The sequence below is a fragment of the Synergistales bacterium genome, from assembly GCA_021736445.1.
In the GTDB taxonomy this organism is placed as follows: domain Bacteria; phylum Synergistota; class Synergistia; order Synergistales; family Aminiphilaceae; genus JAIPGA01.
This window is the reverse complement of record JAIPGA010000022.1, coordinates 17443-30301: the sequence shown is the minus strand read 5'-3', so window position 1 is coordinate 30301 and position 12859 is coordinate 17443. Positions and strand designations below refer to the sequence as shown.

Genomic DNA, 12859 nt, shown 5'->3' with positions numbered 1-12859 from the left:
AGCCGCAGTTCTATTTCCGGACCACCGACGTGACCGGCGACATCAAGCTTCCGGAAGGCGTGGAGATGGTCATGCCCGGCGACAACTCGCAGTTTGAGGTGAACCTGATCGTGCCGGTGGCCATGGAAGAAGGCCTGCGCTTCGCCGTTCGTGAAGGCGGCCGGACCGTCGGCGCCGGTGTTGTCACAGAGATTATAGAATAGTTCGGAGGCGCATAGGAATGGCGGATATCGTATCGTTGCAGTGCAAGGAATGCAAGAGAAAGAATTACTCTACCTCGGTGAACAAGAGGACCCAGAAGAAGAAGCTGGAAAAGAAGAAATACTGCAAGTGGTGTAAAACCCATACCTTGCACAAGGAAAGCAAGTAGGATATAATACCCCTCGTTCGCAGGTCCGTAGCTCAACTGGCAGAGCGCCGGTCTCCAAAACCGGGGGTTGCGGGTTCAAGTCCTGCCGGGCCTGCCAAAAATCGAACAGTTGGAGTCAGGAGGCCGAGGTAGTGCGACGGTTGTTCTCGTTCATCAGAGAAGCAAGGGCAGAGCTCAAAAAGGTTACATGGCCGGGAAAGCAGCAGGTGTGGTATTCTACCCTTGTCGTTATTGCAGTGACATTTATGGTAGCGGCCTATCTCGGCGTGATAGATGTATTGCTCACCGGGTTGTTCTCCAAGGTGATGAGCTGATACGGGCAGTGACCGGGCAACAGAGGGCATACGCCAACATCGGGAGGTGCCAGGGGGCCGTAGCAGGCCCCCTTTTCAGTGATGAGTGAAAACAGAGAGAGGCGCTGGTATATCATCCAGACCTACTCAGGGTACGAAAACAAGGTGAAAGCCAATCTCGAGCAACGGATCGCCTCAATGGGTATGGAGGACCGTATTTTTAATGTTCTGGTCCCTGTTGAAGAGCGTGTCTACGTGAAGGATGGCAAAACCAAACATAAGCGCCGCAAGTTGTACCCGGGGTACACCCTTGTGGAGATGATCCTCGACGACCAGTCCTGGTTTGTGGTGCGCCAGACACCGGGGGTGGCCGATTTTGTGGGTACCGGCAACCGGCCCATTCCCTTGCCGGACCGCGAGGTCGAGGAAATCATGACCAAGATCGGACAGGACAAAGGCAAGCCCCGGGTGGAAATCAACCTCAAGCCCGGTGACTCCGTCCGTGTGAAGGAAGGTCCCTTCGTCGACCAGGTAGGCCCCGTCGTCGAGGTGCTCGAGGATAAGGGGAAGGTCAAGTTTTCCGTCACCGTCTTTGGCCGGGAGACGGTTGTCGAGGCAGACTACACAGAGCTGGAAAAGCTCTAAACGATACAGAAGACGCGGTCGGTTGCATCGACACGCAGGAAGAGGAGGGAATAGGCTGCAATGGCAAAGAAGGTAATCGGAGAGATCAAGCTACAGCTGCCGGCTGGGAAGGCGACACCTGCCCCGCCGGTAGGGCCTGCACTGGGACAGCATGGCGTGAACATTATGGAATTCTGCAAGCAGTTCAACGCGAAAACCGCTGACCAGGCCGGCATGATCATTCCTGTCATCATCACCGTCTATGGGGACAGAAGCTTCAGCTTCATCATGAAGACGCCGCCTGCCAGCATCCTGCTGAAAAAGGCTGCAGGGCTCGAGCGGGCCTCCGGCGAACCCAACAAGGTCAAAGTCGGTGCGGTGACGCCCAAGCAGGTGGAAGAGATCGCCAACACCAAGATGCAGGATCTGAACGCCAATACCGTTGAAGCAGCCATGGAGATGGTCAAGGGAACGGCCCGCTCCATGGGTATCGAAGTCAAAGGCTAAGGGCAAAGCAAGGCGAATTTCGTGGGAGGGCGAGAGCCCGCTGGGACCACAAGGAGGGTACGGCTATGGCGAAACGGAGCAAACGGTACAAGGAGCTGCTGGGCAAGATCGATACGTCGAAGGCGTACGGTCTTGAAGAAGCGATAGGTGTGGTAAAAGAGCTGGCTACCGCCAAGTTCGACGAAAGCCTGGAACTGCATGTCCGCCTTGGAGTTGATCCCCGCCATGCTGACCAGCAGGTGCGGAGCACCGTTGTGCTGCCCCACGGCACGGGCATCACCAAACGGGTGCTGGTGATCGCCTCGGGCGAGAAGGTGAACGAGGCTGAAGAGGCAGGTGCGGACTATGTCGGCGGCGAAGACATGGTGCAGAGGATCCAGGGCGGCTGGATGGACTTCGATGCGGTGATCGCCACCCCTGATATGATGAAACTCGTCGGCCGCCTGGGCCGGATCCTCGGTCCCCGGGGGCTGATGCCCAGCGCAAAGGCCGGAACGACGACCTTTGAGGTGGCCGATGCGATCGGTGAAGTCAAGGCTGGACGAGTGGAGTTCCGTGTGGACCGGTTCGGAATCATCCACAACAGTGTCGGCAAGATGAGCTTTGAGGCCGGGCAGCTGCAGGAGAATGTGGCCACCCTTCTCAGGGCGATCCAGAAGGCCAGGCCGGCGGCCGCGAAGGGACAGTATGTCAAAAGCGCTGCCCTCAGCTCAACCATGAGTCCCGGTATCGACCTGGATACCACAGCTGTATTCAAGGAAATCGCGCTGTAGCGACGCAGATCTCCCTGCGACGACGACAATGGAATAGAGTTGTACCGGGACCGAAGACCGCGGGTGGGATCCCCTTAATTGCGAACCGCTGCCCGCCGAGGTCCGGGGGATAGGCAAGTGTATCCGTGTGCGGATGCCTTTCTGAATGCTCCCGGGACCCAGGTTCCGGGAGCATTCCTATATGGAAGGAGGTGTATGGATGCCCAAAGCTGATCGAGTTCAGAAGGTGCAGGAACTCAAAGAGATGATCGCAAACAGTAAGGCTGTATACATTGTGGAATACCGCGGCCTCAATGTGGATAAGATGACAGAGGTTCGCGCCAAGGTGCGGGAGGCCGGCGGTGAAATGAAGGTGGCAAAGAACACCCTGTTCACCATCGCACTGGGTGAACAGGATCTTCCTGTCCCCGAGGATGCCCACTCCGGCGCCAATGCCTATACGCTGGCCTACGACGATGTGGCCTCGGTGGCGAAGGCTCTCCGTGATTTCGCCCGCACCAAAGGAAACGAAGCGCTGCTCATCAAGGCTGGAGTGCTTGATGGCAACCTTCTGGATGTCAACCAGGTTCTTGCGCTTGCCGATCTGCCGTCGAGGGAGGAACTCCTCGGACAGGTCGCCCGCGGGATTGCCGGACCGATTTCCGGTTTTCTCAACGTTCTTTCCGGCCCGTCGCGGGGACTGGTTACCTGCCTGTCACAGATCAAAGAGCAGAAAGAAAAAGAGGAAGCCGCGTGATCGGGTCGCTCCTTTGAGAGGGACTCCCGCCAATTGTATGGAAACAGAAAAAGACTATTTCAAGGAGTGGATGCACAGATGACCCGTGAAGAGATCCTTAAAGCAATCGAAGAGATGTCGGTACTGGAGCTTTCCGAGCTCGTGAAGGAGCTGGAGGACAAGTTTGGTGTCTCCGCTTCGGCGCCCGCCATGGCCATGCCCATGCCTGGTGCCGGAGCTGGCGCGGCGGAAGAAGAAGAGGAGCAGACGGAGTTCGACGTGATGCTCAATGGCTTTGGCTCCAACAAGATCGCTGTCATCAAGGTGGTCAGGGAGGTGACCGGTCTCGGTCTGAAAGAGGCCAAGGAGCTTGTCGACAACCTGCCCAAGCCGATCAAGGAAGGCGCCGAAAAGGAAGAGGCCGAAGAGATCAAGAAAAAGGCCGAGGATGCCGGCGCCGAGGTGGAGCTCAAATAAAAGCGCTCCCTTCGGGTGTGGAGATACAGGGGTGCACGGCGGGGTTGACCGAAGGCGTCAATCCCGCCTTCTTTATTCCTTCCGAAGGGAGGCGAACATGGGTACCGAGAACCCCGTGCATGCGGACAAAACGGCGGAGCAGCGGAGGCTGGCCCAAAAGGTGGTGCTGCGCGACTGTGTTCCCGCCGTCCCCGATCTTGTCGGCGGAACCGATGTCAGCTATTTCTCTGACGAAGGTGACGGCCCGGTATACGCCATCGCCGGAGTCGTGCTCCTCCGGTATGGAACCTGGGAGGCTGTCGAAAAATGGCACGCTGTTGTTCCTGTTGACATGCCCTACATTTCGGGTCTGCTCTCCTACCGGGAGCTCCCCGCCCTCCTCCAGGCAGCAGAACAGATTTCCGCACGCCCCGATGTCTGGCTTGTCGACGGAGCGGGGATCGCACACCCCCGCGGATTGGGTCTGGCGGCACACTTTGGGGTGGTCCGGGACGAACCTTCGGTGGGAGTGGCAAAAAAACGGCTTACTGGATATCATGAGGAGGTCGCATCAACGAAGGGTGCCCGGGAACCACTGAAAGACCGGGATGCCCGTGTTGTGGGTTCTGTGGTGCGCACCCGGGACGGAGTGAAACCGCTTTTTGTGAGCCCGGGCAACCGTGTCGACGTGGAGCGGGCCGTAGAACTGGTCCTGTCCGCCTGTACGCGCTACAGACTTCCGGAACCCACGAGGATGGCCCATCGTTTTGTGACCAGCTTGCGGGAGCACTACAGGGAGACAGGAATCGGACGATCCCGGCGGTAATGGTGTCCCAAGATATTGACCTATTCTGTCTAATGAAGCAGCGACGCTGTTGCGAAGGAGATGAGCCGCGCTGTTTATCGATAGCCATGTGCATGTGTATCCCCCAGAGATCCAAAACGGCCGGGATGCTGTAGCCCAACGGGAACCCTACTTCGCCGCGCTGACGGCGGGCAGGGTCCACAAGTGGGCGACAGGTGAGGATATCCTGGCAATGCAGGAGCGAGATGGCCTTGATGAGGTCTGGGTCTGCGGCTTTGCCTTCAATGACATGGGGCTCTGCCGGTTGTGCAACGATTATGTCATCGACCTGGCCCGGCGTGCCCCCGGCAGGGTGCGTCCCCTTGCTGTGGTTCCCCCGCTGCACCGCGAAACAGAGCAGGAGATCGCCCGTTGCCACGAGGCCGGGTGTATCGGGGTGGGCGAGCTCTTCCCGGGAGGGCAGGGATGGGCCATCGACGATATGCGGCAGACCTGGAGGCTCGCCGGAAACTGCGATGAACGGGGACTCCATCTGCTGATCCATACCGCCGAGCAGGTGGGGCACGCCTACCCGGGAAAGGGCGATACCGGACCACAGGAAGCAGTGGCCTTCGCGACGCACCACCCCGAGGTGCAGACCGTCTTTGCCCATTTGGGAGGCGGGCTCTGGCTCTACGAGACCATGCCGGAGGTGGCGCTGACGCTTGCCAACTGCTGGTACGACACGGCGGCCGCGCCCTATCTCTACAGACCCGCTCTGTTCCGGGCCGTCGAGGCCGCCGGCGCAGGACACAAACTGCTCTACGGCAGCGATTTCCCACTGCTTGGCTACGGGCGGTACCAGGAACTGTTTGGTCACGCCTACGGGGAGGAAGGCCCCCCGACGGCGCTGCTGGGCGGGAACGCACGGCGTTTGCGGGATCGGTGCAGGAAAGCGAAAAAAGTTCTGTAACAAGGGATTGACATTCAGGCCGAGGCTGGATATACTAACCCTCGCGCCCGAAAGGGTGGCTGGGCGGATAGCTCAGCGGGAGAGCACCTGCCTTACAAGCAGGGGGTCGTTGGTTCGAAACCATCTCCGCCCACCAAACACGGCACCAAAAAGTAACCAATTGTTATGAACGGGGTTGTAGCTCAGTCGGTTTAGAGCGCTGGCCTGTCACGCCAGAGGTCGCGAGTTCGAGTCTCGTCAGCCCCGCCATATTTTTCCCGGCGAGATAGCTCAGTTGGTAGAGCAGCGGACTGAAAATCCGCGTGTCCCCAGTTCAATTCTGGGTCTCGCCACCACTTCGTCACCAGAGAGGCGGAAGTAGCTCAGTGGTAGAGCACAACCTTGCCAAGGTTGGGGTCGCGGGTTCGAATCCCGTCTTCCGCTCCAGAATTACTTTGGGGCGGCATAGCCAAGTGGCTAAGGCAGAGGATTGCAAATCCTTTATTCCCCGGTTCGAATCCGGGTGCCGCCTCCACAAAATATAGAAACCTTGCGGTATTCCTCGGTAGCTCAATAGGCAGAGCGGGTGGCTGTTAACCACTAGGTTGCAGGTTCAAGTCCTGCCCGAGGAGCCAGACCTGATACCGGAGTTCACAGAGGCCTTGCGGCCCTGAGAACTCCGGTTTTTTGTGTCTGTTCGCTTTCCTTGCCAGTCCCCTTGCTATGACAGCATGTTGCTAAGCAGGCGCAGGACCTCCGTGCCGTCGGCGGGCCCTGTCCGCTGTCCCTGGCAGGGGCATATGGGCTGGGTGCCGCCGACTGTGGGTGATCAGATCCAGTGTCTCCTTTTGAAATAGAAGAGCATCAGGGCGATGATGGCGATGAACACCCCCCAGAGTACCGGGTAGAACCACCATATCTGCAGTTCCGGCATGTAGGAGAAGTTCATTCCGTAGACGCCGGCGATGAATGTCAGAGGAATGAATATGGTGGCGAAGACGGTGAGTACCTTCATGACCTCGTTGGTTTTGTTGCTGAGGCTGGACAGGTAGGTATCCAGCATGCCGGAGACGATATCACGAAAGCTCTCGATGATATCCATGATCTGCAGGGCGTTGCTGGTGACATCCTGGAGATAGACATAGGTTTCCTTGGTGATCAGGGCTGTTTCCTGTTTCTGGATGCGCATCACGAGCTCCCGGAGCGGCCATACCGAGCGCCGCAGCACAATGAGCTCCCGTTTCAGGGCGTGGATCTCCTGTAAGGTCCCCTCTTCCGGCTCCTGCACGATGGCTTCCTCCAGGGACTCCACGTCCTCGCCGATCTCTTCCAGGACCCTGAAGTAGGCGTCAACGATGGCATCCAGAATGGAATAGGCCAGGTAGTCGGCGCCCGTGGAACGGATCAGCCCCTTTCCGCTGCGGATGCGGCTCCGCACGTTCCCCAGGCTGTCTCCGCGCTGTTCCTGGAAGGTCAACACATACCCCTCCAGAAGGACGATGCTGATCTGTTCCTTCTGTACGGTTTCGCTCTGTTCGTCGTACCAGAGCATTTTTGCGACAATGTAGTAGTAGTGGCCGTAGTCTTCTACTTTGGGGCGTTGGTCGGTGTCGACGATATCCTCCAGGGTCAGCGGATGCAGTGAAAAGAGCTCGCCTGCGGCGCGGACCATGGAGGTATCGTGGATGCCGTCAAAGTTGATCCAGGTGACCCCGGAATAGCGCAATGCCTGTTTGCACTCTTCCAGAGAGTCGGCGGTTCCTTCCAGGAGCTGCTGTGCATTGTAGTTCATGTAATTGAGCCGTACCGGTTCTTTCCTGTGCGCTCCCGTGTAGGTGATGGTTCCGGGAACCGTACCGGCTCTCTGTGTTCGGGAACCCAGGATTCTTCGAAACATGACGGGACCTCCAATGATTTCTCGGCGGTCTTGCCGGAAGGGGGAAGGCTCCCCTTGTCCTATGACCGGTTACAGGGCACTGACCATTCCTCCATCTGCAAGGACAGTCTGGCCGGTGATGTAGGTGTTGGCTTCCGAACAGAGGAAGAGGGCGAGCCGGGCATATTCGGTGGGGTCACCGTAGCGGCCGAGAGGGATGTTGTTGCGGGAGGCCTCCTTGATCTCCTCCAGGCTCTTCCCGGTCCGTTCCGCTTTCAGCCTGTCCAGGTGAGCGACCCGCTCGGTAGCGAACCGCCCCGGCCCGATAACGTTGACCAGGATATTGTCTTTGGCGACCTGGCGGGAGAGGGTCTTGCTCATCCCCACCACGCCGAGACGGAAGGTGTTGGAGAGCAGCAGATGATCGATGACCTGTTTGACCGACGAGGATGTGGAATTGACGATCCGTCCCCATTTTGCCTGCCTCATATGGGGGAGTACAGCCCGGATGGTACGGACATAACTCAGCAGGTTCAGTTCGAAGGCGTTCTGCCATTCCTCGTCGCCGAAATCGTCGAAATACCCGGCAGGCGGCCCGCCGGCGTTGTTGACAAGGATATGGATACCTCCGAAGCGGTCGGCGGTCTCGGCGACCAGCTCGCTGATTGCGTCGGCATCGGTGACATCGCAGAGCTTGACTGCGGGGGAGACGCCTGTTTCCCGCTGGATTTCCCACCGTGCGATCTCAAGCTTTTCCTCGCTGCGAGAGCAGAGCATCACGTTGGCCCCCTCTCCCGCGAACGCCGTGGCGATGGATCTTCCCAGACCGGAGCTGGCGGCCGTTACCAAGGCAGTCTTTCCCTTCAGTCCCAGTTCCATGGCTATTCACTCCTTTCCAATACGATCTGAAGTCCGTGGCTTCTTTCTCTTTGGTTAGTCCGACTGCATTCTTGCACAGAGATTTCCCGGGGGCAAGTAAAGGAGCGTCTCTGGAGGCAATGCCTGTGAAGCTGCCCAGAAGTCGTGTTATCATATAACCAGGTTGAATGTAAAATGGCGGAATCGAAAGGAGACATCCAGATGTTGCTCTATCTCATACAGCACGGGTACGCACTGCCGAAGGACCAGGATGCCGGGCGTCCGCTTTCTGAGGAGGGTAGGATAGATGTGGGCCGGGTGGCCAGGTTTCTGGTCCATTCACGTGCCGATTTCGGTGCGATCTGGCACAGCACAAAGCTGCGGGCCAGGGAGACGGCGGAGATCGTGGCCGAGGTTTTTCCCGTAGACCTGGAAGAAAAGGGAGGACTGGAACCCAGGGCTTCGGTGGGGCCCTGGAAAGAGGGCGTCGAGCACTATGGTCGGGATCTCTGTATCGTCGGTCATCTCCCCTTTCTGGAACGTTTTGCCTCGCTTCTGCTTTTGGGAGAAGAGGGGTATAGACCGGTGCTGTTCTCCCCGGGAAGCGCTATCTGCCTTGAGCAGAGCGAAGGTGAGTGGCATATCCAGTTTGCTGTCCATCCTGCGCCGCTCCGGAATCTGGATTCGTGATGCGGCGGGTTGCTGCAAACAGGCCGTAAAAGGGGGCTGTAGTAGAGGTCCGGCGGACCTGGTTGACTGTTGGGAAGAGATCTTCAATAATGGAGATAGACTGGCAACAAGAAAGAGGTGAGGCTCATGAATGAACGGCGATCACTTCTGGTGTTTTCCGCCATCGTTGTGGTTCTCCTGGTAGCAGGTGCATTCATGTACAACAACATGAACGCCAGAATCGGGGAACTCCAGCAGGCGAAGGAGCGGTTGGAAACCTCTCTGGATACGGCACGTCGGCAGGTTGAGGAACGCGGTGGCGTGCTGGACAAGGTCCGAACGAACAGGAACGAGCTTGAAGAGAGGTTGAAAGAACAGGCCGGGCAGATCGAAGCGCTGGAGCAACAACTCAAGGAGCAGACGGAGAAAACGAGGGACCTGGGTTCCGAGAAGACCAGGCTGCAGACCAAAGCGGAGCAGCAGGAAGAGTCCATCAAAGAGCTGCAGGCCGAGCGCACCCGTCTGATGGGGGCCTTCAAGACGCTGGAGCAAATCGAGACGTTGGATGTCTCCCTGGACCGGAAGCAGGATGAGTACGCCCAGGTGCGCAAGGATATCGCGAGTGCGCAGGAAAGCCTGGACAGGCTGACGGCGGAACGCAAGAGCCTGCTGGGCGACTACGCAGGCATCGCGGATCTGAAAACAGCAGTGAATAAGCAGCTGGAACGCCTCGAAGAGGCAAAGAGGGAGCGTCAGGAGGAACAGGAACGGCTTGCCGAACTCCGCGCCGAGCAGGTTCGGCTTCTGGGTGCCTTTGAGGAACTGGAAGACCTTGAGGCGGTCAGCGTCTCGCTGGACGAGCGGCGTGGGATGTATCTCCAGGTCAGCGAGGATATCAGTGAGGCCGAAGAGAGCCTCGACAGGCTGGCTGCGGAACGCAAGGTCCTCCTAGGTTCCTATCAGAGTCTCGGAGAACTCAAGGATGCGGTCAACCGGGAATTGAACCGTCTGGAAAAACTCCGTGAAGAGCGGAAGGCCGAAGAGCAGAAACTCCAGGGCATTGCCTCCAAACAGGCCCGCATGCTTGAGTCCATAGAGGGGCTGGAGGATCTTGGCTCCGTTATTACATCTTTGGACCAGAAGCGCGAAGCCTACATACAGAAGCGGAAGGAACTCAGTGAGGCCGAAGAGAGTCTCGACAGGCTGGCTGCGGAACGCAAGGTCCTCCTGGGTTCCTATCAGAGTCTCGGAGAACTCAAGGATGCGGTCAACCGGGAATTGAACCGTCTGGAAAAACTCCGTGAAGAGCGGAAGGCCGAGGAGCAGGAACTCCAGGGCATCGCCTCCAAACAGGCCCGCATGCTTGAGTCCATAGAGGGGCTGGAGGATCTCAAATCACTGGACGTCTCATTGGATGAGAAACGGCGGCGTTTCTTCCGGGTGAGTGCGGATATCGGCAAAGCCAGGACCAGTCTGGACCGTTTGATGGCCCGTCGGACGGGTGTTCTGGGTTCTTTCAGCGATATCGAAGAGCTGGAAAAGGCCGTCGAGAGGGAACAGGCGGAACTCGAAACCCTCCAAAAACAACGCAAGGCCGAAGAGAGAGAACTCGAGAAGCTCACGGATATGCGGGAGCGCCTGCTGGGCACCTTCGGCAATGTGGAGGAGCTCAAAGAGGCGGTACGTGCGAAGAAAGAGGAGCTGGAGACCGCCGAAGAGGAGAAGGCCTCTGTCCAGAATCGACTGGAGACCAGTCGGGAGAAGCTGGAGGCAGTGGAGCAACGGCTGGAGAAGCTGAGCGCCACGGTTGCCTCCCGGGAGAAGAGGCTGGAAGAACTCAAAGAACGACTCGCGGGGAAAAGCGAAGAGACCTCGGAGCAGCAGATGGAGGTTGAGCGTCTCCGTGAACAGGTGCAGGAGCGCCGGCGTTCCCTGGAGGAGCTGAACGGGAGGATTCGTGAGCTGAAGGCGACCCGTTCCGAACTGACGGAGGCCAACAAGGCGCTGGAAGAGCGGCTCAAAGAGAGGAAGGCCGGAATCCGTGACCTGGAAGAGCGACTGGGAGCCAAGGAGAAACGGCTCGCGTCGGTGCGAGAAGAGATGGAAAGCGTGGACACCAGGCTGTCGGACATGAAGCAGCGCATCGAGGCGAAGGAACAGAGGCTCGGCGAACTGAAGCAAGCCGTGAACGTGAAAGCGAACCGCCTGAATGAGATCGTTGCCCGTGTCGAGACGATGAAACGGGAGCTGTCCAGATTGCAGAAACAGGTAAGTCCGGACGTGCCGTAGGCAGGGCGAGACTGTGTGACGGAAGCACAGAAAGAGCAAGATAGAGGGATGAAGCACAGAGACGGAGGGGGCGACAGATCATGCCGCCCCCTCCCCATACTGGGGGAGATGACGTGGAACGACGACTGGAACTGACGGTTGCCTACCGCGACGGCACCAGGGAGTTGCGGGAGATCGTTGTGGACAGGGTGATCTGTGCGGGCTACGCGGGACGGGACCAGGAGAAGGTGCGGGGGCACATCGAGGAGCTGGCCAAAATGGGGGTACCGGCCCCGGAGACGGTCCCTACGCTCTACAGGGTATCCACCTCGCTGCTGGACACGGACACCCTGCTGGAATGTCAGGGCACACAGACCTCCGGAGAGGTGGAGTTTGTCCTGCTGTTGCAGAGAGAGGGGATGCTTGTCACCGTCGGCAGCGACCACACGGATCGGACTTTGGAGCAGCATGATATCCCGGCGGCCAAGCAGGTCTGCGCAAAAATGATCGCGCCCGTTGCCTGGCCCCTTGAAGAGGTCAGAGACCATTGGGATGGGCTGCGGCTCACCTCCTGGGTCGATGTGGAGGGAGAGCAGGAGAGGTATCAGGAGACCAGGCTTGCCTCGCTCCTTGCACCGGAGGAGCTTGTCTCCATTGTTCGGGAGCGGACCGGTTCGGCGGAACCAGGCACATGCATCTTCTCCGGGACCGTCCCGGCCGAAGGCGGCGTGGTCTACAGCGGGCACTTTTCCATGGAGCTGCACGATCCTTCAGTGGAGCGGAGCATCAGTGCGGGATATGCCGTCGAGCACTTCGCCGGCAGCTACTAATCCCGGATCCTGCGAAGGAAGGTGAAAGGCGTGCGCATCGCTGTCATCCAGATGGAGATCGCTGCGGGATCCCCTGAAGTGAACAGGAAGACGGTTAAGGAGGGCCTGCAGTCGGTACAGCAGCGGCGTCCCGATGTGGTCGTTCTTCCGGAGATGTGGAATATCGGGTATGCCCTGGACCGGGCGGAGGAACTGGCCGACAGGGGAGGCCGAGAGGTTGAGGAGCTTGTCGGTCCGCTGGCCGGAGAGCTGGGCGCCACTGTTGTGGCCGGATCGGTAGCCAACAAAAAGGATGGGGGGATCTACAATACGCTGCATGTCTTTTCCGCTGATGGCAGGCGGATCGCCGAGTACGACAAGGCCCATCTCTTCCGCCTGATGGAAGAGGAGAAATATCTGACACCCGGGGAACAGCTCTGTACGTTCCGGCATGACGGTTGCATCTGTGGGGCGGCGATCTGCTACGATCTCCGCTTCCCCGAACTCTTCCGTTCGCTTGCGTTGCTGGGGAGCGAGATCGTCTTCGTGCCGGCCGTCTGGCCCAGCCAACGTGTTGAGGCCTGGCGGCGGCTGCTCATCGCCCGGGCGATCGAAGATCAGATGTTTGTTGTAGGCTGCAACCGTGTGGGGTACGAGGGGGAGACCTGGTTCTCCGGTCACTCCATGGTGGTGGACCCACTCGGCACAGTGATCGGGGAGTGTGCCGACGAGATCCCGGAAACCCTGGTTGTCGATATCGATCCGGAACAGGTCCGGGAGGTGCGGGAGACGATCCCGGTGTTCCGGGACAGGAGGCCGGAGCTCTACAGACTGGGATAGTCGCCTGGATGGCTGTTGTCAGACTTGAATACAATCACTGGGGATGCTACGATTATTGGAGATGT

General features: G+C 58.7%; 16 protein-coding genes and 7 tRNA genes. 21 read left to right on the top strand and 2 right to left on the bottom strand.

Translation table 11 applies throughout. The features are described 5' to 3' along the window. The 17 genes from tuf to K9L28_05285 form a co-directional block, all read left to right on the top strand. A partial coding sequence (gene tuf / locus K9L28_05365) for an elongation factor Tu (protein ID MCF7935745.1) occupies positions 1–203 on the top strand: 203 nt, incomplete at its 5' end. Positions 204–220: 17 nt separating this feature from the next. Further along, a complete protein-coding gene (gene rpmG / locus K9L28_05360) occupies positions 221–370 on the top strand; it encodes a 50S ribosomal protein L33 (GenBank protein MCF7935744.1) in 150 nt (49 codons plus the stop codon). Between the two features lie 21 nt (positions 371–391). Continuing rightward, a tRNA-Trp gene (locus K9L28_05355) sits at positions 392–467 on the top strand. 34 nt (positions 468–501) lie between these two features. Next, a complete protein-coding gene (gene secE, locus K9L28_05350) occupies positions 502–684 on the top strand; it encodes a preprotein translocase subunit SecE (protein ID MCF7935743.1) in 183 nt (60 codons plus the stop codon). Positions 685–765: 81 nt separating this feature from the next. Continuing rightward, positions 766–1308 (top strand): transcription termination/antitermination protein NusG, encoded by a 543-nt coding sequence (nusG, locus tag K9L28_05345; GenBank protein ID MCF7935742.1) that lies wholly within the window; start codon positions 766–768, stop codon positions 1306–1308. Positions 1309–1368: 60 nt separating this feature from the next. Next, the gene (gene rplK / locus K9L28_05340; GenBank protein MCF7935741.1) at positions 1369–1794 is read left to right on the top strand and encodes a 50S ribosomal protein L11; all 426 of its coding nucleotides are present in this window, start codon (positions 1369–1371) and stop codon (positions 1792–1794) included. 65 nt (positions 1795–1859) lie between these two features. Further along, positions 1860–2567, top strand: coding sequence for a 50S ribosomal protein L1 (gene rplA / locus K9L28_05335; GenBank protein MCF7935740.1), 708 nt, complete (start codon positions 1860–1862; stop codon positions 2565–2567). Positions 2568–2766: 199 nt separating this feature from the next. After that, on the top strand, positions 2767–3303 hold the full coding sequence (rplJ, locus tag K9L28_05330) for a 50S ribosomal protein L10 (protein MCF7935739.1): 537 nt from the start codon (positions 2767–2769) through the stop codon (positions 3301–3303). Positions 3304–3381: 78 nt separating this feature from the next. Then, positions 3382–3759 (top strand): 50S ribosomal protein L7/L12, encoded by a 378-nt coding sequence (rplL, locus tag K9L28_05325; protein ID MCF7935738.1) that lies wholly within the window; start codon positions 3382–3384, stop codon positions 3757–3759. A gap of 97 nt (positions 3760–3856) precedes the next feature. Next, the gene (locus K9L28_05320) at positions 3857–4564 is read left to right on the top strand and encodes an endonuclease V (protein ID MCF7935737.1); all 708 of its coding nucleotides are present in this window, start codon (positions 3857–3859) and stop codon (positions 4562–4564) included. A 70-nt stretch (positions 4565–4634) separates the two neighbouring features. Then, positions 4635–5495, top strand: a complete 861-nt coding sequence (locus K9L28_05315; protein ID MCF7935736.1) for an amidohydrolase — start codon at positions 4635–4637, stop codon at positions 5493–5495. 61 nt (positions 5496–5556) lie between these two features. After that, positions 5557–5631, top strand: a tRNA-Val gene (locus tag K9L28_05310). A gap of 35 nt (positions 5632–5666) precedes the next feature. Further along, positions 5667–5744 (top strand) — tRNA-Asp (locus K9L28_05305). Between the two features lie 10 nt (positions 5745–5754). Continuing rightward, a tRNA-Phe gene (locus K9L28_05300) sits at positions 5755–5830 on the top strand. Between the two features lie 16 nt (positions 5831–5846). Next, positions 5847–5921 (top strand) — tRNA-Gly (locus tag K9L28_05295). Positions 5922–5933: 12 nt separating this feature from the next. After that, positions 5934–6009 (top strand) — tRNA-Cys (locus tag K9L28_05290). A 24-nt stretch (positions 6010–6033) separates the two neighbouring features. Next, a tRNA-Asn gene (locus tag K9L28_05285) sits at positions 6034–6109 on the top strand. 194 nt (positions 6110–6303) lie between these two features. Here the strand turns inward: K9L28_05285 and corA are convergent. Both corA and K9L28_05275 read right to left on the bottom strand, forming a co-directional pair. Continuing rightward, entirely contained in the window at positions 6304–7371 is a 1068-nt protein-coding gene (corA, locus tag K9L28_05280) for a magnesium/cobalt transporter CorA (GenBank protein ID MCF7935735.1), read from the bottom strand. A gap of 69 nt (positions 7372–7440) precedes the next feature. After that, positions 7441–8229 (bottom strand): SDR family oxidoreductase, encoded by a 789-nt coding sequence (locus tag K9L28_05275; protein MCF7935734.1) that lies wholly within the window; start codon positions 8227–8229, stop codon positions 7441–7443. A 201-nt stretch (positions 8230–8430) separates the two neighbouring features. On the opposite strand from K9L28_05275, the gene sixA reads away from it, so the two are divergent. The 4 genes from sixA to K9L28_05255 all read left to right on the top strand — a co-directional run bounded on the left by sixA (position 8431) and on the right by K9L28_05255 (position 12794). After that, entirely contained in the window at positions 8431–8898 is a 468-nt protein-coding gene (sixA, locus tag K9L28_05270) for a phosphohistidine phosphatase SixA (GenBank protein MCF7935733.1), read from the top strand. Between the two features lie 126 nt (positions 8899–9024). Next, complete coding sequence (locus K9L28_05265) at positions 9025–11166, top strand: hypothetical protein (GenBank protein ID MCF7935732.1); 2142 nt, start codon at positions 9025–9027, stop codon at positions 11164–11166. A 113-nt stretch (positions 11167–11279) separates the two neighbouring features. After that, positions 11280–11975, top strand: a complete 696-nt coding sequence (locus K9L28_05260) for a DUF2848 domain-containing protein (GenBank protein MCF7935731.1) — start codon at positions 11280–11282, stop codon at positions 11973–11975. Between the two features lie 30 nt (positions 11976–12005). Next, positions 12006–12794, top strand: a complete 789-nt coding sequence (locus K9L28_05255; protein ID MCF7935730.1) for a carbon-nitrogen family hydrolase — start codon at positions 12006–12008, stop codon at positions 12792–12794. Positions 12795–12859: the final 65 nt, after the last annotated feature.